A 24,969-nucleotide genomic window follows, 5' to 3' on the forward strand; every position below is an offset into this window, starting at 1 on the left:
CCCGGATCAGCGCATGGTGCGCCCCTTGGGGCCCAGCGCCAGCGCGCAGCGGTGGTAGGCATCCTCCACCCAGTCACACAGCAGGGCGCGCGTCTGGGACGGCTCGATGATGTCGACCACGCCGAACTTTTCCGCCGTGCGAAACGGCGAACCGATGCGGTGGTAGTCCTGCTCCAACTGCAGGCGCAAGGCCTCGGGGTCTTCGGCCTGCGCCAGCTCCTGGCGGTACGCAGCCGCCACGCCGCCTTCGATGGGGATGGAGCCCCAGGTGGCCGATGGCCAGGCAAAGCGGTGCGCAATCGCCGTTCCGCTGACGCCGAACTTGGGGCTCAGCATGGCGCCGGCCAGGCCGAAGCAGCGGCGGATGACGATGGCGCACCAGGGCACGGACGACTGCTCTATGGCTGCGCCCGCGCGCAGGGTGGCGTACATGGTGCCGTCGCGCTCGGCTTCCAGCCCGGTCATGGTGCCGGGCTGGTCCACCAGATTGACGATGGGCAGATGGAAGGTGTCGCACAGGTCGACAAAGCGCTCCATCTTCACCGAAGCGGCCCGCGTGAGCGCACCGCCCATGACCATGGGGTTGTTGATCATCACGCCCACGGCATGGCCGTTGAGCCGGGCGAAACAGGTCAGCAGCGAAGCGCCGAACTGCGGCGCCATCTCGAACACCGAGCCCTGGTCGAAGATGGCGGCCAGGATCTTGCGCGGCGCGAAGATCTTGCGGCGATCGGCCGGAATGGCGTCGTTGAGCCAGGCATCGGCCCTCGCGGGCGCGTCCTCGCAGGGCACTCGCGGCGGCGCCTGCCAGACGCTTTGCGGCAGATAGGACAGAAAGCGCCGCGCCAGCGCACAGGCCTCCTCCTCGGTGTCCACGGCGTTGTGCACCACGCCACTGAGCTTGTGCACCAGATGCCCGCCCAGATCCTCCTTGTCGATGTCATAGCCCAGCGCCTGCTTGACCACGGGCGGCCCGCCGGCGAACACCTGGCTGCGCCCCTTGACCATGATGGAGAAGTGCGCCGACGTGGCGCGGATCGCACCCAGACCCGCGCAGGCGCCCAGGGCGATGCCCACCACCGGCACCAGGCCCAGCAACTGCGCGCCGGGCAGAAAGGAATAGCCCGGGATCTTGGTGTGCCCCATCTGCTTGAGCAGCTTGACGCTGCCGCCCGCGGTATCGACCATGCGCACCAGCGGCAGGCGGTACTCGTAGGCATAGCGATCGGCGTAAATCCACTTCTCCGCGACCGCGGCTTCGGAAGATCCGCCGCGTATCGTCGCGTCGTCGGACACCACCACCGTGCGGCGCCCTGCTATGCGCGCCAGGCCCATGACCTGGGTCGACGGTGTGACTTTCTCGAGTTCGCCCTGTGCGGAATACGCCCCCTTGCCGGCCAGCATGCCCAGCTCGCGAAACGAGTCGGCATCGACCAGGGCCGTGATGCGCTCGCGCGCCGTGAGCTTGCCCGCGGCCTTGGCCTTGGCCACAGCGGCTTCGCCGCCCATGGCCATGGCATACGCCTTGCGCTGCGCCAGCTCGTCCAGCGAGGTGCCCCATTCTGTGCTTTGCATTCAATACTCCTTCTGCGCACTGCCGCGCACGATGCCGGATGCGATCAAGGCAGCGATGGCCTGCGGGTCCAGACCCAGTTCGCTGGCCAGCACGCTGGCGCTGTCGCCGCCGAGCTCAGGCCCCGTATGGCGTATGCGCCCGGGCGAGCGCGACAGCTTGGGCACCACGCCCACCTGGCGCGTGCTGCCCAGCTGCGGGTGTTCCACCGTGGCGATCATGTCGCGCGCCCGGTAATGCGGATCGTCGAAGATGTCCTCCACGGTCAGCACGCGCGACACCGGCACGCCGGCCTGCTGCAGCTGCGCTTCGACTTCCATGCCCTGGCGGCTGCGCGTCCAGTCGGCGACGATGGCATCGACGGCCTGCATATTGCCCGGCAGCCCGCGCGAACGGATGGTCGAGAAGCGCGGGTCGGTCAGCAACTCCGGCTGCTGCATCGCCTGGGCCAGCCGCTCGAAAGTCGCATTGCTGTTGGCCGCGATCAGCACATAGCCGCCTTCGGCCGTGGGGTAGAGGCTGTTGGGCGCCATCGACGGCAGGTTGGGCCCCTGGCGCATGGGCACCTGGCCCAGCTTGTCGAAGGTCGGCACCACCGACTCCATCTGCGAGAACGCGGCTTCGTACAGCGCCACGTCCACCACCTGGCCTTCGCCGGTTCGGTCGCGGTGGCGCAGCGCCGCCAGGATGCCGAAGGCCGTGTACACAGACGTCAGGTAGTCGGTCGTGGCCAGGGCCACGCGCGAGGGCGGGCGGTCGGGGTCGCCGGTCATGTGGCGCACGCCGCCAAAGGCTTCGCAGATCGCGCCATAGCCCGGCAGGTGGGCGCTGGGCCCGTCCTGGCCGTAGCCGCTGATGCGCGCGTAGATGATGTCGGGCTTGGCCCGGGCCAGCGTCTCGTAGCCCAGGCCCAGGCGCTCGAGCACGCCGGGGCGGTTGTTCTCCAGCACCACGTCGGCGCGCTCCATCAGCGACTGGGCCAGCGCGCGACCTTCCTCGGTCTTCAAGTCGATGACGATGGAGCGCTTGCCGCGCAGAATGGACGCGCTGTAGAGCGAGACCGCGCCCACATGGTTGCCCATCTGGCGCACGGGGTCGCCGTCGGGCGGCTCGACCTTGATCACGTCGGCGCCGAAATCGGCCAGCAGCCGGCCGCAGGCCGGGCCGGCGATGGTGGTGCAGATCTCGACCACGCGTATGCCGGCCAGCGGCCCGGCGTCGTTCGGGGGAGTGGGGGTAGTTGCAGTCATTTGAGCAATTTCAGGTCGCGCAGCAAGGCCGTCGAAGTCTTGATTTCGTTCTGGACATAGGCGCTTGCCTGCGTGTGGTTCATGAAGCGCGGAGTGACTTCGTACTGCGCCAGCGTGTTGAGCCATTCGGGCGAGGCCGCCATGCGCTGGAACTGCGTGTCCCAGAACGCGATCTGCGCGGCACCCAGGTCCTTGGGGAAGTACACGCCCTGCACCGAAGTGAAGGCCGCGTTGACGCCCTGCTCCTTCCAGGTCGGCACCTGGGCCAGCGTGCCCTTGAGCCGCTGCTCCGACGACACCGCCAGCGCGCGCAGGCTGCCGTTGCGCACGCCTTCCACCACGTTCGCGGCGCTGGACGAGACCACGTCCACATGGCCGCCCATCAGCGCCACCACGGACTCGCTGGACGCGCGGAACGCGGCCACCGTGAGGCTGCCCATGTCCACGCCGGCCGCGGCCAGCGGCTTGAGCAGGCCGATATGGATGTGATTGAGCAGATTCGGCGCCACGGCGATGCGCACGCTGCCCGGATCGCGCCGCAGCTGCGCGACGAGATCGGCGCCGGACTTGAACGGCGAATCCGCGCGCACCGCCACAGCCAGCGCCTCCTCGAAGAAGATCGGCCCCACGGTGAAGTCGCGCAGCAGGTCGTGCTTGAACTGGCCCAGCACCTGGCCCAGCATGAAGCCCGTGGACAGCATGGAGAAGATGTGGGCATCACCGGGGCGCTGCAGCAGCGGCGCCGCGGCAATCATGCCGCTGCCGCCGGGGCGGTTGCTGATCACGAAGCTCTGGCCGCCGAGCGCGCCACTGGCGTCGATGATCTTCTTCATCACCCGGCCGTAGATGTCCACGGCCCCGCCGGCCGCGGCCGGAATCACGTATTCGACGCGGTTGTTCGGCGCCCAGGCGGCCGCCCCCGCGGTCCCCCAGCCGGCCAGCGCGGCCACGGCCGCCGGAAAATGTCTGCGCTGCATGGCATTCCTCCTTCAGAGCAAAAAGCGAGAGCCGGGCCTGCGCCCGGGCGCGGCTGCGGGGCAGGTCAGCCGACCTGGCCGACGATCTGGCCGTCCTCGACCGAATCGCCTTCCTTCACATGCAGCTCCAGCAGCCGGCCGGGCTCGCTGCTCATCACGGGGATTTCCATCTTCATGGACTCGACGATCAGCACCGGTTCGTCGGGCGAGACCAAGCCGCCGACTTCGACCAATACTTTCCAGACTTTTCCGGTGACTTCCGCTGTCAGGGCAACTGTGGACATGGTGATTTCTCCTGGTATGAAATGAAGGAAACAGAAAAGGCGGCTCAAGCAGCCAGCACCTGGGCCGCGAGGCCGGTGTGCACATCGCCGCTGCGGAAAGCGTCGCTTTGCAGCACGCGCTGGATGAAAGGAATGTTGTGCTTGACGCCTTCGATGCGGGTCGCCGCCAGCGCCTGCTGCAGGCGCTCTATGGCCAGGGCGCGCGTCTCGGCATGCACGATGAGCTTGGCGATCATCGGGTCGTAATACGGGGTGACGGCGCAGCCCTGGGCAAAGCCGGTTTCCACGCGAATGCCCGGGCCGACGGGGAATTCCAGCACCTTGAGCGTGCCCGGCGAGGGGAAGAAGCGCACCGGGTCCTCGGCGTAGATGCGCGCTTCGATCGCATGGCCGCGCACGGTCACCGGCTGCGCAATGACGGCACTCAAAGGCTCGCCCGCGGCCAGACGGATCTGCGCCACCACCAGGTCGATGCCGGTGATTTCCTCGGTCACCGCATGTTCCACCTGCAGCCGCGTATTGGTCTCGAGAAACTGGAAGCCGCCGCCCGGCGCGTGCAGCGTCTCCACCGTGCCGATCACGTCGTAGCGCATCTTGGCCAGCACGCCCACGATCTCGTCGCCGGCCGCAGCCACCATCTCGCGCGGCAGGCGCGGCGCGGGCGATTCCTCTATCACTTTCTGGTGGCGCCGCTGCACCGAGCAGTCGCGCTCGAACAGATGGCAGACATTGCCCGCACGGTCGGCGAGGATCTGGAACTCGATATGGCGCGGCTTTTCCAGCAGGCGCTCGAGGTACAGCTCGGCGCTGCCGAAGCTGCGCCGCGACAGCGAGCCGGCCTGCTCCACAGCCTTGGCCAGCTCTTCGTCGTTGCGCGCCGCCATCATGCCAATGCCTCCGCCGCCGGTCGCGGGCTTGACCAAAACCGGGTAGCCGATCTCCTGTGCCATGCGCCTGTCCTGTTCGGGCTCGCCGCTGAGCAGGCCCGAGCTGGGCGCCATCCGCAGGCCGTGCTGGCGCATCAGTTCGCGCGCCCGTGTCTTGTGCCCCATGGCGTCTATCCACTCGGGGCTGGGGCCTATGAACACCGCGCCCTGGGCCTGCACGCGGCGCGCGAATTCCGCGTTCTCCGACAGGAAGCCATAGCCCGGATGCAGCGCGTCGGCGCCGCTGTCGCGCAGCACCTGCAGGATCGCATCCTGGTTGAGATAGCTCTTGCCGGGCTCGGCCGGGCCTATGCAATAGCTTTCATCGGCCAGCGCCAGATAGGGCAGTTGCGCATCGGCTTCGGAGTACACCGCGACCGAGCGTATGCCCATGGAACGCAGCGCGCGCAGCACGCGCGCCGCAATCGCCGCACGGTTGGCAATCAGGACCTTGTGGAACATTCTTTTCTCCCATTTCTCGAATTCGGCGCGCAGCTTTCCCCCTGCGCCTTGACGGACAAGGCGCATTCCCAGGGACCGCTGCAGAAACTCAGTAGCTCGTAGGCCAGGTCCGCATCAGGTGCTCGCCCACGCCGCCCGACAGGCGCATCTGGTGGACTTCGAGGCTGCGGATCAGGTGGGCGCGGGTCTGCGCCGGGTGGATCACGGCATGCGCGGTGTAGGCTGCCGCGGCGTCGTAGGCTGTCGTGCCACGGCTCATCTCCTCGAGCAATTGCGCGTAGCGCTCGGGCTCTTCCTGGGGCTCGACGCCATGCACGATGGACACCGCCGAGCGCGGGTCCATGAAGTTCACTTCGGCCGTGAGCCAGTGGATGACTTCATCGGAATTGCCGCCGCCGCCCATGTTCAGCACCGCCTGCCCATAGGACTTGCGCATGACCACCGAAATCTTCGGCACGGTGACCAGCGACAGCGCATTCATCCAGTTCATCACGCGGCCGATCGCGCCCTGGCGTTCGCCTTCCACGCCGATCAGGAAACCGGGCTGATCGGCCATGAACACCAGCGGAATATTGAAGGAGTCGCAGAGCACCAGAAAGCTCACCACCTTCTCGCAGGACTGCGGATCGATGGCCCCGCCCTTGTAGATCGGATTGCTCGCCACGATGCCCACCGAGCGGCCGTTGAGCCGCGCCAGCGCGGTCACCACGGAGCGGCCGAAGCGCGGCTTGAGCTCGAACACCGAGTCCTTGTCGTAGATCAGCGAGAGGATCTTGCGCACGTCATAGACCTGGGTGCGCGACTGCGGCAGAACGCCCAGAATCCGCTCGGCATCCTCGCCCGAACCGGCGGTCACGGCGTGCACCGGCGGCGCTTCGTTGTGGTGGCTGGGCAGATAGGACAGGAACTGCTGCACGGCTTCGAGCGCCTGCTCATCGGTGTCCACGGCCAGGTCGACCATGCCCGTGACTTCGGTGTGCAGCTTCCAGCCGCCCAGGGCTTCGGGGTCCACTGCCTCGTTGATGGCGCGCGAGGTGAGCCGTACGCTGGAGACCGCGGTGATCGCGCCCTTGCGCATCACCACGAAATCGGCCAGCGCCGCATACCAGGACGACGAGCCATAGCAGTGGCCCAGCACCGCCGACACCCAGGGCGTTTCGCGCATGCGCCGGTACTGCGTGGGCCGGTCGCCCGCGCCTATGGCGGCAGCGCCCATCACGTCCGGCATGCGCGCGCCCGTGGACTCGCCCAGGAACACCATGGGCAGGCCGCGCTGCGTGGCGATGCGCTTCACATGGCCGATCTTGGCCGAATTGACCGAGCTGCTCGACGCCCCCATCACGGTGAAATCATTGGAAACCACCGCCACCTCACGGCCCTGGATCTTGCCGAATCCCGCCACCTTGCCATCCGCTGGCGAGCGCTCGCGCATCTCGGGGCGGATGCTGGTCGCGAACAGCCCCATCTCATGGAAACTGTGCGCGTCCACCAGGTGATTTATGCGCTCGCGGGCATTGAGCACACCCTGCTGCGCGCGTTCCTGCAGCTTCTCGACGCCCCCCATGGCGAGGGCTTTTTGCAGGCGTTCTTCGTGTTGGCTGATTGCGGCTTCAAACATCATGGCTACCTATGGTGGTTAACGCAGTTCCACTGCTTTTTGCAACTCGGGCATGGACTTGGCGAGACCCTTCCAGGTCTGCATTTCCTCGACCATGAAGCTGCGCAGCGCGGCCGGCGTGGTGGCCGTGGCCTGTGCGCCGATCTGCTCCAGCTTCTTGGAGAAATCTTCCTGCGCCACGATGCGCTGCGTGGCTTCGGTGAGCTGACGCACGATGGGCTCCGGCGTCGCGGCCGGCGCCAGCAGTCCGAACCAGATGCCGATGTCGTAACGCACGCCGCTCTCCTCGAATGTGGGCACCGCGGGCAGGGCCGCGATGCGCTGCGCCGAGGAAATGCCCAGCGCCTTGAGATGGCCGGACTGGATATGGGGCAGCAGCACCGGCACCAGCGCAAACACGGAATCCACCTGCCCGCCAATGGCGTCCGTCGTCGCCTGGGCGCCGCCCTTGTAGGGCACGTGCATGAACGGGGCGGATGCCCGGCTTTTGAGCATTTCCACGTACAGGTGCAACTGCGCGCTGGAGACCGTGTACTTGCCAGGGGCCTGCTTGGCTTTGGCCAGCATTTCCTGCAGATTGGAGAACGGCGCCTTGGAGTGGGCCGCAATCACAAACGGCACGCGTGCAATCATGCTGACCGGCTCGAAGGCCTTGATGGGATCGAACGGCGGCTGTGGGCCGAAGATCGAATTGATGCTGGGCGTGCCGCCGCCAAACAGCACCGTATAGCCGTCGGGCCTGGCCTTGGCCACCGCATCCGCGCCGATGTTGGTCCCGGCGCCGGGGCGGTTGTCCACGACCACCGACTGCTTGAGCTCCTGCCCCAGTTTCTCCGCGTAAAGGCGTGCAATCATGTCCGTGCTGCCTCCGGCCGGATAGGAGACCACCATGCGTATGGGTTTTTGCGGGTAGTCCGCCGCCGAAGCGCTCGTCGACACCCCACAGGCCAGCGCGGCCACGGCGGCTATCGCATGCAAAATCATCATCAGTTGTCTCCTTTGATTGTTCCGCTCAAGCGCTTCATTGCTTTTTTTTCCTGGCGCGAAAGCAATGATCCATCTCAGCGCTAAATTAGTCAACATGGTTTACCAATAAAAGTAGATTGCACATGATCAGTTCGAAAAAGTTGACTCAGCTGCGCGAAACGCGCCCCTTTGGCATAGGCCGGCTGTTTCTCCTCGCGCGGCGCGACTTCGCGAACCGCCTGGCGCAAAAAATGGCGGACAAGCATCCCGACGGGCGTATCCCGGGCGGCTCCCTGCTGCCGTTTCTTGACCTCGAAGGCACGCGCAGCACCGAGCTGGCCAAGCGCGCCGGCATCTCCAAGCAGGCCGTGGCCAAGGTGCTCAAGGAGCTGGAAGAAGCCGGCCTGGTCACGCGCACGGAAGACCAGACCGACGGCCGGGCGCAGCTGGTGCGTTTCACCGAAAACGGCGTCAACTACCTGCTGAAAATCCATGCCGCCATCAAATCCATAGAGCAGGAATACGAGGCATTGCTGGGCGTCGACGGCTTGCAGACCTTGCGCAGCAGCTTGAGCCTGCTGGCCTATTCCCAGGAAGAGCAGCCCTAGGCGCGGCTGTGTTTTTTTGTGCGCGAACGCGATGAAAATAGCCGTGTCTGCATTTTTTTCAACGACAGGTCTGAGCCCCGGCGCTGCGGCGCATTGAAAGTTTTCCCATGTCCCAACCTCCCCGTCTCCTGCAATACGGCGCCATGCCGCTGGCCTCGCTGGACCACGATCTGGCCGAACAGTTCGATATCCACCGTCTCGACCGCGAGACCGACCGCGCGGGCTTTCTCGCCGCGCATGGCGCCGAGTTCGTCGGCCTGGTGACCGCGGCCGGCACGGGCGCCAAGGCCGAGCTGGTACGCGCGCTGCCCAATCTGCAGGTCGTGAGCAGCTTTGGCGTGGGCTATGACGCACTCGACGAAGATTCGCTGGTCGCGCAGAAGGTGCGCGTCGGCTACACGCCCGATGTACTCAACGATTGCGTGGCCGATCTGGCCTTCGCGCTGTTGCTCGACGTCTCGCGCGGCGTCAGTGCGGCCGACCGGTTCGTGCGCCGCGGCGACTGGACCCGCGGCCGTTTCGCGCTGCAGACCCGGGCCGCGGGCAAGCGCCTGGGCATTTTCGGCATGGGCCGCATAGGCTCGACCATCGCCCGCCGCGCCTCGGGCTTCGACATGGAAGTCAGCTATCACAATCGCCGCCCCGTAGTCGGCTCGCCCCATGCCTACAAGGACTCGTTGCTGGCCCTGGCCGAATGGGCCGACTACCTCGTGGTCGTCGCCGCGGGCGGCGCCGCGACGCGCCATCTGGTCAATGCCCAGGTGCTGGACGCGCTGGGCCCGCAGGGCTTTCTGGTCAACGTCGCGCGCGGCAGCGTGGTCGACGAAGCGGCGCTGGTGCAGGCCCTGCAGCAAGGCCGCATCGCGGGCGCAGGCCTGGATGTCTTCGAGGACGAGCCCCGCCCCCTGCCCGCGTTGATGGAACTCGACAACGTGGTGCTCGCGCCGCACATGGCCAGCGGCACGCACGAGACCCGCCGCGCGATGGGCGATCTGGTGCTGGAGAACCTGCACCATTTCTTTGCGACCGGCAGGCCCAAGGCGGAAGTGCCCTGGTCGGCGGCGCTCTGAGCCCCGCAACCGGGCTTCAGGGCGGCGTGCCGAACTGATCGCCCAAGCGCGCGTTCAGGTGCGCGCGGATATGGGCGGTGATGGCGCCGGCCTGCTCTTCGCCCAGCTCCTGAACGGCGCTCTGGCGCGCCGTGAAATGCATGATCAGCAGCGCGCGCAGCTTCTCGAACGCATGCGGGTTCTTGTGCCCGCAGACGATGTCGTTGCGATCGATCACCCGCTCGATCACGCCGGGGTCGAGCAGGCGGATGCGACAGATGATTGCCATCTGAGCCATTTCCAGATCGATGCTCTCCAGTATCCTCTCCCAGTGCCTGGGACTTGATGGATCGACAGTCATTTTTCATGTCCAGGTTGGGGTTGCCGCGTCGGCTCAGCCGCAGGAATGCGGTGAACCAGCGCCGCGCCCTGCTCGAAAGCGCTGATGCTGGCAATGGTGGTCTGCATGATCTGGCCTATCGCCTCCTCCGTGAAGAAGGCCTGATGGCCGGTGACGATCACGTTCGGGAACGATACCAGTCGCTGGATCACGTCGTCCGTGATGATGGTGGAGGACAGATCCTGGAAGAACAGGCTGGCTTCCTGCTCATAGACATCGATTGCCAGGCCGCCCAGCTGGGCCGTCTTCAAGGCCTGGATCGCGGCCTCGGTGTCGACCAGTCCGCCGCGGCTGGTATTGACCAGGATGGCGCCGCGCTTGGCGCCCGCCAGGGTCTGCGCGTTCACGATGTGGCGCGTGTCCTCGGTCAGCGGGCAGTGCAGCGAGATCACATCGCTGCGGGCCATCAGCTCCTCCGCGGCCACATAACGGCCGCCTATGGCCGCGAAAACCGGGTTGGGATAGGGATCATGGCCCAGCACCGTACAGCCAAAGCCGCGCATGATGCGCGCGAAGATGGTGCCTATCTTGCCGGTGCCGACCACGCCCACCGTCTTGCCATGCAGGTCGAAACCCATCAGGCCATCGAGCTCGAAATTGCCTTCGCGCGTGCGCACGCTGGCCCGGGCGATCTTGCGGTTGACCGCCAGCAGCAGGCCCACGGCGAACTCCGCCACCGAATGCGGGGAATAGTCGGTCACGCGCACCACTTCTATGCCCAGGCGTGCCGCGGCGCCCGCATCCACATGGTTGTAGCCGGTGGAGCGCGTCGCGACCAGGCGCGTGCCCTGTGCGGCCAGCAGGGACAGCACTTCGGCGTCGACGTTGTCGTTGACGAACACGCACACCGCGGCGCAGCCGGCGGCCAGCGCCGCGGTGTCGCGCGTCAGGCGGTCCTGCAGGAAGACCAGCTCATGGCCGGCTTCGCTGTTGGCCTGCGCCAGCAGGGATTTGTCATAGCGGCGGGTGCTGAAGACGGCGGTTTTCATGCGTACGGTTCTTTTCCAGGAAGTGGCTCAGACCTGAGGACATTAACCCGGATGAATGTCCTACTGGCGCGCTCGCACATCGACAGCCACGGGCTTGCCGGGCAGTCCAGCCATTGGAACCGCTGGCGTCCGTCCGTTACTCACACGAGATGCATCATCCTCACACACTCCCGCCTACCATTTTGGGTCTGTTTGCTCAGGCCCGGTTGCCTGCAATACGGCTCATGATCACACTCGCGGCTGCGACGTCCATCGCGGCATGTGGTGGAGGCGAGGACGTGCATGTCCTCAAGGTCAATGGACAGGTGCTTGGCATCAGCGCCAGCGGTCAGCGCGTTTGTCTGGATACCAACGCGAACGGTCGTTGCGACCAGGGCGAACCGAGTACCCTGGCGAGCGAATCGGGAGAGTTTTCCCTTCAAGGCCCCCAGGCTGATCTGTTGCTGGAGATCTCGGCAACCGCGCCGAAATCCCCGTTGCCTGCGGCGGCAACGCCCTCTGTCGTGCTAAGGGCTCCGTGGCAGGAGCCTGGCGTCATCAGCTTTCATTCCACCTCGATCAAGGCGGTCATGGAGACGCAAGGCGTCGATTTCGCCGCAGCCCGGCAGCAGGTCGCAGCCACGCTCGGCGTGCAGCCTCGCGACTTGTCGCGCGAGTTCAATCAGTCCGGCGATGAGGAAGTCCGCACGGAACTGGCACGCGCCGCGGAAGACGGCCTGGCGCGCATCAAGCGGGCGTTGGCAGGCATCCGTTCAAGCGCTGAAATCATCGCGGCCGTGAATGAAGCCGCACGGGTCGACCGTCACTACCAGACCAAGACCATGTACCGGCCGCAGGGAGATTGGAAGGCGCACGAGGCCCCTCCTGCCGGGTATGAACCGGTGTACACACAGCTTGTGGCACGCCACGGGTCCCGGGGGCTCTCCAGCATGAAGTCCGACCTGGCGGTTTACAACATGTGGCTGCAGGCACAGGCCGACGGCGGGCTGACGCCGCTCGGAGAGCAGCTGGGACCAGACCTCCTGAAATACATGAAGGCCCACTTCCTGCTGGGGTACGGCATCCCAGGCATCACCAAACCTGGCTACGGCAACGAAACCCAGGTGGGGATGCGTGAACACCGGCAGTTGGCGTCAAGGATGCTGCAACGCCTGACTACGCATTGGCAGGCCGTCGAAAAGCAAGGAAGCCGGAAGATCGTCGTGGCGTCTTCCGGCAAGGGGCGGGCAGTGGACAGCGCAGGTTTCTTTGTGGAGGGGATCAAAACCGCACGCCCTGGGCTGGTCTCGGCACTGAACTCTCCCGTCGCCGAGGTAGATCGATTTGCCCTGTATTTCCACAAGCTGGATGCCAGCTCCGATCCGACGAACGCCCCGGGTCGCGCCCAGGTTCTCAGCGACAGCCAGGGCTACCGGCACTACCTCAAGAAAGATGCTGAACTGCGCGCTGCGCTCGCGCAGTTGAAGCAAGCGCCGGAAATCAAGGCGGCAGCGCGCGTGGTGCTCCGCCGATTGTTCAAGGATGAATTCGTCGACAGACTGGAGCGCCATGGCTATAGCTTCACCAACTCCGGCACTCTGACCTTTTCCAGTGATGACGGCGCATTCACGTCCACATTGACTGGCAACCAGAAGGCCAGCATAGAAAGTGCGGTCGACGCGGCGCACGCCATCTACGACCTGTACGCCATCGCGCCGGCCTTGCGCAATGAGATCGCCGTGGATTTCATCCCGTACATGCCTGCGAGCCAGGCCGCCGTGTTTGCCGGACTGAACGACGCAGTGAATTTCTACAAGAAAGGTCCGGGTATCGCCGAGAAAGGGAAAGTCACCTTCGCCATGGCGCAGCTGCTGGCCGATGACTTCTTCGCGGAAGTGGATGCGATTGCCAAGGGCGACTACCGTCATGCGGCGAAATTGCGTTTCGCCCATGCGGAGACGGTCATCCCCCTGGTTTCACTGCTGCAACTCAAAGGCATGTCCGATCAGCAGCCGCTCTCCACGCTCTACAGCTATGCCGGCAATTCCTGGCGCGGAGAAGTGGTGAGTCCCATGGCGTCAAACATGCAATGGGATGTTTATCAAAACAGCGCCGGTCGCCTGATCGTGAAGTTGCTCTTCAACGAGAAAGAGGCGGATTTCAAGACGGAATGCGACCGGGCCAAGCTGAGCGGAACCCAGTCTTTCTACGATTTTCAGGGCCTGAAGGCGTGCTACGCCAAGCCATAGGCGGGGCTTGGCGCAGAGCGCGGCCGGATCAGGCCAGATTCGGCGCCAGCAGACTGCGCAACTCGGCTTCGTCCATACCCCGGCGCTTGGCCATGTCGATCAACTGATCGTCGCCGATCTGGCCCACGTTGAAGTAGGCCGCATCGGGGTGGCCCAGGTAGAAGCCGCTGACGCTGGATGCGGGCATCATCGCCAGGCTTTCGGTCAGGGTCATGCCGATGTCGGGACACTGCAGCGTCTCGAACAGCGCGATCTTGGCGCTGTGGTCGGGGCAGGCCGGGTAGCCTGGCGCGGGGCGTATGCCCAGGTACTTTTCCTTGATCAGCTCGGCGTTGCTCAAGGCTTCACCCGGCGCATAGCCCCAGAGGTCGGTGCGCACGCGCAGGTGCAGGCACTCGGCAAAAGCCTCGGCCAGTCGGTCGGCCAGTGACTTGAACAAAATGCCCGAGTAGTCGTCGAGCTGGTCGATGAACTCCTGCTCCTTCTTCTCCATGCCCAGGCCCGCCGTGACGGCGAACAGACCCGCGTAATCCTTGATGCCGCTGTCCTTGGGCGCGACGAAGTCCGACAGGCAGCGGCTGGGGCGCATCACGCCGTCCACGGCCTGCTTTTCGGTCTGCTGGCGCATGCCATACCAGGTCAGCAGCACTTCGCTGCGGCTGTCGTCGGTGTAGAACTCGATGTCGTCGCCTACGCTGTTGGCCGGGTACAAGCCGATCACGCCGTTGGCCGAGAGCCAGCGTCCGCTGATGATCTTCTGCAGCATGGCCTGGCCGTCGGCCATGACCTTGCGCGCTTCCTCGCCGACGATGGCGTCGTTGAGAATCGCCGGATAGGGGCCGGCCAGATCCCAGGTCTGGAAGAACGGGCCCCAGTCAATGAAACGCGCGATCTCGTTCAGATCGAAGTTCCTGAACACGCGCCGGCCCAGCGCCCGGGGCGCAGCCGGCACGCGCGTGAAATCGAGCTTGGCGGCATTGGCGCGCACCTTGGCCAGCGGCCACATCGGCACCTGCTTGCGGTTGGCATGCTGCTGGCGCACCTTGTCGTAGTCGGCTTGCAGCGTGTCCAGGTACTCCTGCAGACCGTCGCCCAGCAGGCTTTGCGCCACGCCCACGCTGCGCGAAGCGTCGGGCACGTAGATCACCGGGCCGTCGTACTTGGGCGCGATCTTCACCGCCGTGTGCACGCGCGAGCAGGTCGCGCCGCCGATCAGCAGCGGCATCTGGCGGTCGCGGAAGTACGGGTCCTTCTGCATTTCGCCGGCCACGTACTGCATCTCCTCGAGGCTGGGCGTGATCAGGCCCGACAGGCCGATGATGTCCGCGCCCTCTTCCTTGGCCTTGGCCAGGATTTCATGGCAGGGCACCATCACGCCCATGTTGACCACTTCGAAGTTGTTGCACTGCAAGACCACGGTGACGATGTTCTTGCCGATGTCGTGCACGTCGCCCTTGACGGTGGCGATGACGATCTTGCCCTTGGAGCGAACGTCCTGGCCCGCGGCCTGCTGCTGGCGTTTCTCTTCCTCGATGTAGGGCACGAGGTGGGCCACGGCCTGCTTCATCACGCGCGCCGACTTGACCACCTGGGGCAGGAACATCTTGCCCGCGCCGAACAGGTCGCCGACCACGTTCATGCCGGCCATCAGCGGGCCTTCGATCACGTGCAGCGGACGGCCGCCGCGCGCCAGCACTTCCTGGTAGGCCTCTTCGGTGTCGACGGTGATGAAGTCGGTGATGCCGTGCACCAGCGAATGCGCCAGGCGCTGGGCCACGGTCACGGGGTGGTCGGGCGTGCCGCGCCATTCGAGGCGCTTGCTTTCGTCCTTGGCGCCGCTGCGCGCGGTTTCGGCGATCTCCACCAGGCGCTCGCCGGCGTCGGGGCGACGGTTGAGCACCACGTCCTCGACGCGCTCGCGCAGGATGGGCTCGATGTCGTCATAGACGCCGACCATGCCGGCGTTGACGATGCCCATGTCCATGCCCGCCTGGATGGCGTGGTACAGGAACACGGTGTGTATGGCTTCGCGCACCGGATCGTTGCCGCGGAAGGAGAAGGACACGTTGGACACGCCGCCCGAGACCTTGGCACCGGGCAGGTTCTGCTTGATCCAGCGCACGGCTTCGATGAAGTCGACGGCGTAGTTGTTGTGCTCTTCGATGCCGGTCGCCACGGCAAAGATGTTGGGATCGAAAATGATGTCTTCGGGCGGGAAACCGACTTCGTCGACCAGGATGCGGTAGGCGCGCTCGCAGATCTCGGTCTTGCGCGCGAAGGTATCGGCCTGGCCTTTTTCGTCAAACGCCATGACCACGGCGGCGGCGCCGTAGCGCTTGACCAGCTTGGCCTGCTGCTTGAACTGCTCCACGCCCTCTTTCATCGAGATGGAGTTGACGATGCCCTTGCCCTGGATGCAGCGCAGGCCGGCTTCGATCACGGCCCACTTGGACGAGTCGACCATGATGGGCACGCGGGCGATGTCGGGCTCGGAGGCGATCAGGTTCAGGAAACGCACCATCGCCGCCTGGCTGTCGAGCATGGCTTCGTCCATGTTGACGTCGATCACCTGGGCGCCGTTTTCCACCTGCTGGCGCGCGACGGCCAGCGCATCCTCGAACTGGCCGTTGAGGATCAGGCGCGCAAAGGCCTTGGAGCCGGTGACATTGGTGCGCTCGCCGATATTGACGAACAGCGTGTCCTCTCCGACAAACACGGGCTCGAGGCCCGACAGACGCATGGGGGGAAGAGAAACTTCAGACGACATACAGCTCACCTGCTCAAAACTAGGGCAATCAGGTGAGCGTCGTTGCGGGAAAGAGGACACCAAGCCTGACGACAAGACCGGCCCAAGGGCCGGCCCCGTCGCTGCAACGCTCCTTGGGGTCAGGCGGGCATTTTAACGGTGCCGCGCGCCGCTTGCACCCATGCCCCTTGCGCAGGTGTTTTACTTCGCTGTCGGCATGACGAATTCAGCGCCCTTGCCTATGCTTTCGGGCCAGCGCTGCATGATGCTCTTTTGCTTGGTGTAGAAGCGCACGCCTTCCTCGCCGTAGGCATGCATGTCGCCGAACAGGCTCTTCTTCCAGCCGCCAAAACCCTGCCAGGCCATGGGCACGGGAATCGGCACGTTGATGCCGACCATGCCCACCTGGATGCGGCGGCCGAACTCGCGCGCCACGTTGCCGTCGCGTGTGAAACAGGCCACGCCGTTGCCGAACTCATGGGCGTTGACCAGGTCCACGGCCTGGACGAAGTCGGGCACGCGCACGCAGGCCAGCACCGGACCGAAGATCTCTTCCTTGTAGATGCGCATCTCGGGCGTCACATGGTCGAACAGCGTGCCGCCCAGCCAGAAGCCCTGGTCGCAGCCCGCGCCCGCCTTGGCACCGTCGAAGCCCCGGCCGTCGACCAGCAGGTGCGCGCCTTCCTGCTCGCCGGAAGCGATGTAGCCGGCAATGCGTTCCAGCGCCGCACGCGACACGATGGGGCCCATTTCGGCGTCCAGGTTCTCGCCATCGAGCACCTTGAGCGTCTTCGTGCGCTCGACCAGCTTGGCCACGACCTTGTCGGCCACGTCGCCGACCAGCACGGCCACGCTGATCGCCATGCAGCGCTCGCCGGCCGAGCCGTAGCCCGCGCCGATCAGCGCGTCGACCACCTGGTCGATGTCGGCATCGGGCATGACCACCATGTGGTTCTTGGCACCGCCCAGGGCCTGCACGCGCTTGCCCAGACGGGCGCCGGTTTCGTAGATGTAGTTGGCGATGGGCGTGGAGCCGACGAAGCTCACAGCCTTGACGTCGGGGTGCTCGATCAGCGCGTCCACGGCTTCCTTGTCGCCCTGGACCACGTTGAACACGCCGTCGGGCAGGCCGGCCTTCTTCAGCAGCTCGGCCATCATCAGCGACGCGGTCGGGTCGGTGGGGCTGGGCTTGAGCACGAAAGTATTGCCCGCGGCGATCGCCACCGGGAACATCCACATCGGCACCATCACCGGGAAGTTGAACGGCGTGATGCCGGCCACGACGCCCAGGGGCTGGCGCAGCGTCCAGTTGTCCATGCCCGTCGACACCTGTTCGGTGAAGTCACCCTTGAGCAGCTGGGGAATGCCGCAGGCGAATTCGATGATGTCGATGCCGCGTGCGACTTCGCCCTGGGCGTCGGTGAACACCTTGCCGTGCTCGGCGGTGATGGCGTGCGCGAGTTCGTCCTTGTGCTGGTTGACCAGCTCCAGGAACTTGAACATCACGCGGGCCCGGCGGATCGGCGGCGTATCGGCCCAGGCGGGAAAGGCGGCAGCGGCCGAGGCCACGGCGGCATCCACATCAGCGCGGTTGGCCAGCGCCACGGCACCGGTCACGGCACCGGTTGCGGGGTTGGTCACAGGCTGCGTGCGCAGGCTGTTGCCGGCCACGCGCTGGCCGTGGATGAAGTGGGCGATGGAGGCCGTGGAGATGGCTGCGTTCATGGAAGGAATCCTTGGGTCGTCGGTGAACAATGGCCAAAGTGTAGGCAAGGCCCTGCGCGCTGCCCAGTCCTCTGGGATGAATTGATTGTTTAAATTAGTGAACAATGGCGCCATGAATTCCAACGATGCACTGAAAACCGAACAGCTCTGGTCGCACCTCTGGTGGCTGGTGGTGCTGGAGCAGCAGGGCAGCTTCACGGCCGCGGCCGCGCGCCTGGGCGTGAGCAAGGCTGCGGTGAGCCAGCACATCGCGGGGCTGGAGCGCGCGGCCGGCGTGCCGCTGGTGCGGCGCACCACGCGCTCCATGCTGCTGACCGACGCGGGCCGCCACCTGGTGCAGGACACGCGCGACGCCTTTGCCCAGATTGCCGGCAGCTTTTCCCAGGTGCGCGACCTGGCCGATGCGCCACGCGGCAGCCTGCGCGTCACGGCGCCCGTGGCGCTGGCGCGCCAGCACCTGGTGCCGCGGCTGCCGGATTTTCTCGACCGCTACCCCGACATCCAGCTCGAACTCGATCTGTCCGACCAGTTGCGCCCGCTGTCGCAGGACGGCCTGGACCTGGCCATACGCCACACCAGCACGCCGCCCGACAACCATGTGGCCTGGGCGCTGTGCAGCAGCCATTCATTGCTGGTCGCGAGCCAGGCCTACCTGGAGCGCCACGGCCCCACGCCCAGCACCCCCGAGGACCTGCGCCAGCACCGCTGCCTGCACTACCCACGCGGCCACGAAGCCGCGGCCTGGACCTTGCAACGCCTGGGCCGGGGCGCACGCGCCAGCACCACCGTGCCCGTCAGCGGCCCGTTGGTGGCCAACAACAGCGAAGCCCTGCGCGACGCGGCCATCGCCGGCCTGGGGATTGCGCTGGTGCCCGATTTCAGCGCCCAGGCGGCGCTCGCCTCGGGCCAGCTGGTGCAGGTGCTGCCGCAGTGGCGCCCCGTGGGCGCGTTCAGCCCGACGATCTACGCCATGCGCCCCTATTCAGCCCATGTGCCGCGCGCCGTGGCGGTGTTCGTGGAGTGGCTGCGCGCGGAGTTCGCAAAGGGATTTGCGCCAGGCGCACCCACCTCAAACAGCCTTTGAAACTGGCGTGCCCCAACTCAGGGGCACCGAGCAAGGGCCGCCCCGCAGCGAAGGTGCCGTCCCCCTCGAGGGGGAAGCCGCGGAAGCGGCTCAGGGGGTGCCTACATGTTCAGGCTTTGATACCCAGCTTGTTCACCAGCTGCTTGAACGTTGCGTTGTCGCGCGCAATCACTTCGAGGAAGGCCGGCTGGTCCAGATAGCCTTCGCCCATGTTCTGCTTGGCCATGGTGGCGCGCAGCTCGGGCTCCTGCAGCGTGCGCGCCATGACGGTGCGCAGCTGCTGGATGATTTCGGGCGGCGTGTTCTTCGGCGCCGCCAGACCGCGCCAGCCGCCGATCACCAGGTCGATGCCGCGCTCCTTGAGCGTGGGCACCTGCTCCCAGCCCGCCTGGATGCGCTTGTCGCCCATGATGGCCAGGGCCCGGATCTTGCCCGCGGCCACGTAGGTCGCGACTTCCACCGGCGTCACCGCCACGGCTTCGATGTGGCCGCCCAGCAGATCCAGCACGGCCGGATTGGCGCCGCGGTAAGGCAGGTGGTTGAATTGCACGCCGGCCTTGTCTTCGAGCGCCGCCGCCGCCAGATGGCCCAGCGAGCCCGGGCCGGCATTGCCTATGCGCACGCCGCCCGGGTTCTTCTTCGCCGCGGCGAGAAAATCTTCCACGGTCTTGAACGGCGAATCCGCGCGCACGGCAATCGCTGCCGGGTCGGCGTTCAGGCGCGCAATCGGCTGCACGTCGTCCGAAGTGATCTTGGTCACGCCCATGTGCGGAATCATGGTCATTTCCACGGTGATGATGGCCAGCTTGTAGCCATCGGGCTTGGCGGCCGCGAGCTCGGACCAGCCGACGGCGCCGCTCGCCCCCGCGCGGTTCATCACGATCACGCTCTGCGGAAAATGCTTGCGCATGGTTTCGCCCATGGCGCGTGCCAGCACGTCGGTGCCGCCTCCGGCCGCAAACGGCACGATCAGTTCGACGGGGCGCTGGGGATAGGACGCGGTTTGCGCCCAGGCGGGCAGGCTGGAAGCGGCAGCCAGGGCGGCCAGATGGCGGCCGAAGCCGCGGCGGTGCATGGAATGGGTCATGTCTCTTTCCTCTTCTTCTCGGCAGCGCGTCAGTCCAGCTGGATGCCGGCCGAGCGGATGACTTCGCTCCACAGCTTTTGCTCGCTGCGCACGAAGTCGCCGAACTCACGCGGCGTCATGGCCATGGGCTGGATGCCGATCTCCTCGAACTTGGCGCGCAGCGCAGGCTGGGCCAGGGCCGCGTTCAAATCCTTGTTGAGCCGCTGCACCACGGGCGCGGGCAGCTTGGCCGGGCCGACGAAGCCCTGCCAGGCATAGGCCTCGAAGCCGGGCACGCCGGCCTCGGCCATGGTCGGCACATCGGGCAGGATGGCCATGCGCAGCGGCGTGGCCACGGCCAGCACGCGCAGCTTGCCGGCCTTGATCATCGACAGGCTGGGCGGCAGATCGACGAACATGGTCTGCACCTGGCCGGCCATCAAGTCCTGCAGCGCGGGCGCCGAGCCCTTGTAGGGCACGTGCAGCAGGTTGCTGCCGGTGCGCTGCTTGAACAGCTCCAGCGCCACATGCAGCGGCGAGCCCGGGCCCGACGAGCCCGAAGTCACCTGGCCCGGATGGCTGCGCACATGGGCCAGGAACTCGCGCATGTTCTTTGCCGGAAAGTCGGGGTGCACGGCCAGCACCAGCGGCATGCGGCCCAGGCCGCCGATGAAGCTGAAGTCCTTTTGCGCGTCGTAGCTGAGGCTGCGGTACATGGCCGGGTTGAAGGCCAGCGTGCCCGAATCGGCCGTACCCACGGTATAGCCATCGGCGGGCGAGCGCACGATTTGCGTGGCGCCGATGATGGTCGCCGCGCCGGGCTTGTTCTCCACCACCACGGTCTGGCCCAGCTCCTTGGACATGCCGATCGCGAGGTTGCGCGCGATCACGTCGGTGGTGCCGCCCGGGGCATAGGGCACGACCCATTTGACGGCCTGCTGGGCCGGAAAAGCCGTCTGGGCCTGCGCCATGCCCGTGGTCATCAGGGCCGCGCCGAGTACTGCGATGAATTGCCGTTTTTGCATGTCTTGTCTCCTTGGTTTATGTTTTTTTCCCGCCCCTGCGGGTTGGTCCAGCTATCCGTCTATCGAATTGGCATGCCCCAGCGTAGGGGCAGCGAGCAAGGGCCGCCCCGCAGCGACGCTGCCGCCCCTAGCCGGGCGCCCCCCTCCACCGAAGGATGAGAGGGGGAAGACGGGGCGGCCCATGCCGCGCAGCGGCTCAGGGGGTGCTTCACATTCCTAGCATCCATTCATGCGCAGGATCGTTGCGGAATGCCCAGCGGCGCTCCGGTCCGGCCATGGTGTTGAGGTAGTACAGGTCGTAGCCGTGCGGCGCCACGCAGGGGTGGTAGCCGCGCGGCACCATCACCGTGTCGCGGTGCTCGACGGCCATGGTTTCGTCCAGCGAGCGGTCGTCGGTGTAGACGCGCTGGAAGGCAAAGCCCTGCTGCGGATTGATCTGGTGGTAGTAGGTTTCCTCGAGCACGGTCTCGGCGTTCGGCTGGGCCGGATCGCTGCTGTCGTGCTTGTGCGGGGGATAGCTCGACGAGTTGCCCGCGGGCGTGATCACTTCGACCACGAGCAGGCTTTCGGCGGGCTCGGATTCCGGCAGGATGTCGCAGACAAAGCGCGTGTTGCTGCCCTTGCCGCGCACGCTGCGCTTCATCTGTTCGGGCGCGATCACGCGCTCGGGCAGCAGGCCCTTGGCGGGCGCAAGGCTCAGCGCGACTTCGGCCTCGGCCGAGGCGCTGATGTGCACGCCGCGGCCCGGCGGCACGTACAGCGCCGCGGGCGCGCGCTCCTCGAACACCGAGGCGCGGTTGCCCAGCGCGCTGTACAGCACGCCGCCCACGCGTACATCGACGCTGCCCGCGAGCACCGTGAGGCACAGCTCGAGCCCGCCGGTGTGCAGCGCCTCTTCCTCGCCGGCCCGCAGGCGCAGCACCTTGAAACTGATGTGGCGCCAGCCCGCCGACGCGGGCGTGATGTCGGTGACGATGCGGCCCGGCTGGGCCTTGACGAGAAGACTCATGCCATGGCTCCTGCGCGCACTGCGCCTTGTTCCGCGCCGGCCGGCGTGCGGCTCGCGCGCCAGCCCGCGATCAGCGCGCGGAAATTGGCCGCGACCTGGGCATGCAGGCCTGCGTCGTCGATCTCGCCGCGCAGCCAGGCCAGGGCCGGCGCCGACCAGACGCTGCGGCCGATCATGAAACCCTTGACCAGCGAAGCCGGTGCCTGGGCGAATGCCGCGATCAGTTGGTCCACGGGCTGCGACAGCCCGAGGATCACCGCGCCGCGGCAGTAGGGATCGCGCTCCTGCACCAGCGCTTCCAGCGCCAGCCACTGGGCGCGCGACATCGCGCCGACCTTCCACCACTCGGGCTTGAAGCCCAGGTCGTAGAAACGTTCAATGGTCTGCACCACGCATTCGCCGCTGTCGCCGGCCGCGATCTGCTCCTTGGGCGGAATCACTTCCAGCAGCAGCTCATGGCCGCTGGCGCGCGTCGCTTCCCAGACCTGCTGCAGCCACTCTTCCTGCTCGGCGCGCAGCGCGGCCGAGTCCTGCGGGTGGTAGAACACCAGGCATTTGACGGTCTGCTCGCGCGGCCAGTGCTGCAGCTGCGAAGCCAGCGAATGCGTGCCGTCGAAACGCAGCGGGCGCGAGCCCGGACGCTCGATGGGCCGGCCCACCCACCAGCCACGGCCGGTGGCGTCGTGCAGCGCGGCTTCGCCGATGCGACCGTCGATCAGCACGCCCATGCGGCCCTTGCAGCCCGGGTCGTTCTCGACGTCCTCGACAACGCGGTTGATCAGGCGCTTGAGGCCGGGCAGGCGCGCGCGGTCGACGCCGGCCTGGTCGGCCAGGTCCTCGAATTGCGAGCGGTGGTCATAGGCCAGCACGCACAGCTCGGGCCAGGCCGGGCGCGCGGCCGTCACGCGGTGCAGATGGGCCAGTTGCGGGTCCTGGTCGGGACGCACATGACGCCGGCCCGAGAACCAGTGCGCGAGTTCGGCCGGCGTGGGCATGGCGGGCGCGCAGCCGTGGCGCGAGACCACGATGGCGCCGCAGGCGTTGGCCATGGCCGCGGAATCGGCGAACGACTTGCCGCGCAGCAGACCGGCCATCAGGCCCGAGGCGAACGCGTCGCCCGCGCCCAGCACGTTGAGCACTTCGATACGTTCACCCAGCACGGTCAGCGCGTCGTCTATGGCCGCGGGAATCGCGCCGTCGATGATCGAGCAGCCCAGCGGGCCGCGCTTGACGACGAACACCGCCGCCGTGCATTCGCGGGCGCGCCGCAGGCTGGCCATCAGGTCGCCTTCGGCGCCGCCCGCGATCATCCATTCCTCTTCCGTGCCTATGATCAGCTCGAACAGGCCCAGCTGCTGCTGCAGGTGCGCGCTGACCTGGTCGTTGCCGATATAGCGGGTCTCGCCGTCGCCCTTGCCCGTGAGGCCCCACAGCACGGGGCGGTAGTCGATGTCGAGCACGCGCACCAGGCCGTGGCGGCCGCCGATTTCCAGCGCCTTGCGGCTCGCGGCGAGCACGCCAGGCGTGCTCAGATGGGTGCCGGTGATCACCAGGCTGCGACACTGGGCCAGGAAGTCTTCGTGGATGTCGTCGGCGCAAAGCGCCATGTCGGCGCAGTTCTCGCGCGCAAACAGCAGCGGGAACGTATCCTGGTCCTTGATGCCCAGCAGCACCATGGCCGTGAGGCGTTCGGCGTCGACCTTCACCTGGCTCACGTCACAGCCTTCGCGCTGCAGCGTGGTGCGGAGGAAGCGGCCGTTCTGCTCGTTGCCCACGCGCGAGATCATGGCCGATCGCATGCCCAGGCGGGCCGTGCCGAAAGCGATGTTCGCGGACGATCCGCCGAGGTACTTGGAAAAACTGCTCGCCGCCTCGAGGCTGCAGCCGATTTGCTGGGCGTAGAGGTCGACGGCCAGGCGGCCGAGGCAGGCCACATCGAAAGGACGGTCGGCGGGGAAAGACAGCGTGCTCATGGTTTCCTTGTTGGTCACACCGGCAGCGCGCAGGCCCCACCGGATAATCTTCGCGAACGGATGATAATCCGATATAGAAAATATTTTCTAAATTTATGAAAAATAGAATAAAGCCACAGGAAGAACCAGCGGTTCCTGCATCCCCTGCGGGGTTTGTGGATACCCAGGCCTTTCTGGTGGAAGTGCAAGCGCAGTTCGACGGTCTGAGCCGCCAGCTCAAGGCCATTGCACGCCATGTGGAAATGCACCGCGACCGGCTGGTGCTCGACGGCGTGCAGACCACGGCCGAAGCCTGTGGCGTGCAGCCGTCGGCCGTGGTGCGCTTTGCCAAGCATTTCGGCTTTTCGGGCTACTCCGAGTTGCAGGCGCTGTTCCGCGCCGACGCCGAACGCCAGCTCGCGCCCAATCGCGGCTACCAGGAGCGCATCCGCGACCTGATCGTGCCCGGCGCCCAGACCCTGGCCGCGGGCCAGCTGGCGCGCGAAGTGATCGCGCGCAGCGTGGACAGCCTGCAGGCCTTGCAGCGCCAGCTGCCAGACGACCGCTTCGAAGCCGGCGTGGACCTGATGGTGCAGGCGCCCGCGATCTGGCTGGCGGCGTCCCGGCGCGCGTTCCCGGTCGGCGCCTATCTGGCCTACGCACTGCAGCACACGGGCAAGGCCGTGCACTGGCTCAACGGCCTGGGCGCGATGCAGCAGCTGGAGCTGCGCGCGCTGCGCCCGGGCGATGTGATGCTGGCGATTTCGTTCGCGCCCTATGCCCAGGAAACGCTGGATCTGGCCCAGGCGGCCGTGGCCCGGGGCGCGAAGCTGCTGGCCATCACCGACAGCCAGCTGAGCCCGCTGGCAGCCCAGGCCAGCGTGGTGCTGGTCGCGCAGGACGGCGCCACTTTCGGCTTTCGCTCGCTGACCAGCACGCTGGCGCTGGCCCAGTCGCTGTTCCTCGGCCTGGCCTACCGGCTGGAGCTGGCCTACGAAGCGCCCGCGGCCGACACGCCCTGAAATCGGCTCC

The 24,969-nt window shown here is 66.4% G+C and carries 20 protein-coding genes and 1 riboswitch; of the genes, 5 read left to right on the top strand and 15 right to left on the bottom strand.

The features are described from left to right. Positions 1-6: 6 nt before the first annotated feature. The 7 genes from N0K08_RS12090 to N0K08_RS12120 all read right to left on the bottom strand — a co-directional run bounded on the left by N0K08_RS12090 (position 7) and on the right by N0K08_RS12120 (position 8,077). On the bottom strand, positions 7-1,575 hold the full coding sequence (locus tag N0K08_RS12090; protein ID WP_261500605.1) for an acyl-CoA carboxylase subunit beta: 1,569 nt from the start codon (positions 1,573-1,575) through the stop codon (positions 7-9). Next, the gene (locus tag N0K08_RS12095; protein WP_261500606.1) at positions 1,576-2,823 is read right to left on the bottom strand and encodes a CaiB/BaiF CoA transferase family protein; all 1,248 of its coding nucleotides are present in this window, start codon (positions 2,821-2,823) and stop codon (positions 1,576-1,578) included. Further along, positions 2,820-3,800 (bottom strand): tripartite tricarboxylate transporter substrate binding protein, encoded by a 981-nt coding sequence (locus N0K08_RS12100; RefSeq protein WP_261500607.1) that lies wholly within the window; start codon positions 3,798-3,800, stop codon positions 2,820-2,822. The genes N0K08_RS12095 and N0K08_RS12100 overlap by 4 nt, the downstream gene beginning before the upstream one ends. Positions 3,801-3,865: 65 nt before the next feature. After that, a complete protein-coding gene (locus tag N0K08_RS12105) occupies positions 3,866-4,084 on the bottom strand; it encodes an acetyl-CoA carboxylase biotin carboxyl carrier protein subunit (RefSeq protein ID WP_261500608.1) in 219 nt (72 codons plus the stop codon). 44 nt (positions 4,085-4,128) lie between these two features. Beyond that, positions 4,129-5,472, bottom strand: a complete 1,344-nt coding sequence (locus tag N0K08_RS12110) for an acetyl-CoA carboxylase biotin carboxylase subunit (protein WP_261500609.1) — start codon at positions 5,470-5,472, stop codon at positions 4,129-4,131. An 88-nt stretch (positions 5,473-5,560) separates the two neighbouring features. Next, positions 5,561-7,090 carry an acyl-CoA carboxylase subunit beta gene (locus N0K08_RS12115; RefSeq protein ID WP_261500610.1) on the bottom strand — a complete coding sequence of 510 codons (1,530 nt, stop codon included), beginning with the start codon at positions 7,088-7,090 and terminating at the stop codon, positions 5,561-5,563. An 18-nt stretch (positions 7,091-7,108) separates the two neighbouring features. Beyond that, positions 7,109-8,077, bottom strand: coding sequence for a Bug family tripartite tricarboxylate transporter substrate binding protein (locus tag N0K08_RS12120; protein WP_261500611.1), 969 nt, complete (start codon positions 8,075-8,077; stop codon positions 7,109-7,111). Positions 8,078-8,199: 122 nt separating this feature from the next. Here N0K08_RS12120 and N0K08_RS12125 point away from each other — a divergent pair, with 122 nt between their 5' ends. Further along, positions 8,200-8,664: a MarR family transcriptional regulator gene (locus N0K08_RS12125; protein ID WP_261500612.1), complete on the top strand. Its 465-nt coding sequence runs from the start codon at positions 8,200-8,202 to the stop codon at positions 8,662-8,664. A gap of 107 nt (positions 8,665-8,771) precedes the next feature. Further along, positions 8,772-9,734: a 2-hydroxyacid dehydrogenase gene (locus tag N0K08_RS12130; RefSeq protein WP_261500613.1), complete on the top strand. Its 963-nt coding sequence runs from the start codon at positions 8,772-8,774 to the stop codon at positions 9,732-9,734. A gap of 16 nt (positions 9,735-9,750) precedes the next feature. Here N0K08_RS12130 and N0K08_RS12135 read toward each other — a convergent pair whose 3' ends face one another. Both N0K08_RS12135 and N0K08_RS12140 read right to left on the bottom strand, forming a co-directional pair. Then, positions 9,751-10,002: a hypothetical protein gene (locus tag N0K08_RS12135; protein WP_261500614.1), complete on the bottom strand. Its 252-nt coding sequence runs from the start codon at positions 10,000-10,002 to the stop codon at positions 9,751-9,753. A gap of 68 nt (positions 10,003-10,070) precedes the next feature. Then, positions 10,071-11,102, bottom strand: a complete 1,032-nt coding sequence (locus N0K08_RS12140; protein ID WP_261500615.1) for a 2-hydroxyacid dehydrogenase — start codon at positions 11,100-11,102, stop codon at positions 10,071-10,073. A 224-nt stretch (positions 11,103-11,326) separates the two neighbouring features. On the opposite strand from N0K08_RS12140, the gene N0K08_RS12145 reads away from it, so the two are divergent. Further along, the gene (locus tag N0K08_RS12145; RefSeq protein WP_261500616.1) at positions 11,327-13,330 is read left to right on the top strand and encodes a histidine phosphatase family protein; all 2,004 of its coding nucleotides are present in this window, start codon (positions 11,327-11,329) and stop codon (positions 13,328-13,330) included. 28 nt (positions 13,331-13,358) lie between these two features. Here the strand turns inward: N0K08_RS12145 and metH are convergent, their stop codons facing one another. Together metH and N0K08_RS12155 are read right to left on the bottom strand one after the other, a co-directional pair. Continuing rightward, entirely contained in the window at positions 13,359-16,097 is a 2,739-nt protein-coding gene (metH, locus tag N0K08_RS12150; RefSeq protein WP_261500617.1) for a methionine synthase, read from the bottom strand. A 27-nt stretch (positions 16,098-16,124) separates the two neighbouring features. Continuing rightward, positions 16,125-16,218, bottom strand: a riboswitch (S-adenosyl-L-homocysteine riboswitch). 59 nt (positions 16,219-16,277) lie between these two features. Next, positions 16,278-17,801 carry a CoA-acylating methylmalonate-semialdehyde dehydrogenase gene (locus N0K08_RS12155; protein WP_261500618.1) on the bottom strand — a complete coding sequence of 508 codons (1,524 nt, stop codon included), beginning with the start codon at positions 17,799-17,801 and terminating at the stop codon, positions 16,278-16,280. Between the two features lie 112 nt (positions 17,802-17,913). Between N0K08_RS12155 and N0K08_RS12160 the strand changes: the two genes are divergently transcribed. Beyond that, positions 17,914-18,885, top strand: coding sequence for a LysR family transcriptional regulator (locus tag N0K08_RS12160; RefSeq protein ID WP_261500619.1), 972 nt, complete (start codon positions 17,914-17,916; stop codon positions 18,883-18,885). 109 nt (positions 18,886-18,994) lie between these two features. Here the strand turns inward: N0K08_RS12160 and N0K08_RS12165 are convergent, their stop codons facing one another. The 4 genes from N0K08_RS12165 to N0K08_RS12180 form a co-directional block, all read right to left on the bottom strand. Beyond that, positions 18,995-19,972: a tripartite tricarboxylate transporter substrate binding protein gene (locus N0K08_RS12165; RefSeq protein ID WP_261500620.1), complete on the bottom strand. Its 978-nt coding sequence runs from the start codon at positions 19,970-19,972 to the stop codon at positions 18,995-18,997. 29 nt (positions 19,973-20,001) lie between these two features. Beyond that, on the bottom strand, positions 20,002-20,976 hold the full coding sequence (locus tag N0K08_RS12170) for a Bug family tripartite tricarboxylate transporter substrate binding protein (RefSeq protein ID WP_261500621.1): 975 nt from the start codon (positions 20,974-20,976) through the stop codon (positions 20,002-20,004). Between the two features lie 208 nt (positions 20,977-21,184). Beyond that, positions 21,185-21,985 (bottom strand): 5-deoxy-glucuronate isomerase, encoded by an 801-nt coding sequence (gene iolB, locus N0K08_RS12175; RefSeq protein ID WP_261500622.1) that lies wholly within the window; start codon positions 21,983-21,985, stop codon positions 21,185-21,187. Continuing rightward, positions 21,982-23,958 (bottom strand): bifunctional 5-dehydro-2-deoxygluconokinase/5-dehydro-2-deoxyphosphogluconate aldolase, encoded by a 1,977-nt coding sequence (locus N0K08_RS12180; RefSeq protein WP_261500623.1) that lies wholly within the window; start codon positions 23,956-23,958, stop codon positions 21,982-21,984. The genes iolB and N0K08_RS12180 overlap by 4 nt, the downstream gene beginning before the upstream one ends. Positions 23,959-24,053: 95 nt before the next feature. Here N0K08_RS12180 and N0K08_RS12185 point away from each other — a divergent pair, with 95 nt between their 5' ends. Next, positions 24,054-24,959: a MurR/RpiR family transcriptional regulator gene (locus N0K08_RS12185; RefSeq protein ID WP_261500624.1), complete on the top strand. Its 906-nt coding sequence runs from the start codon at positions 24,054-24,056 to the stop codon at positions 24,957-24,959. The last annotated feature ends 10 nt before the right edge of the window (positions 24,960-24,969 follow it).

The sequence above is a fragment of the Acidovorax bellezanensis genome, from assembly GCF_025421555.1.
In the GTDB taxonomy this organism is placed as follows: domain Bacteria; phylum Pseudomonadota; class Gammaproteobacteria; order Burkholderiales; family Burkholderiaceae_C; genus Comamonas; species Comamonas bellezanensis.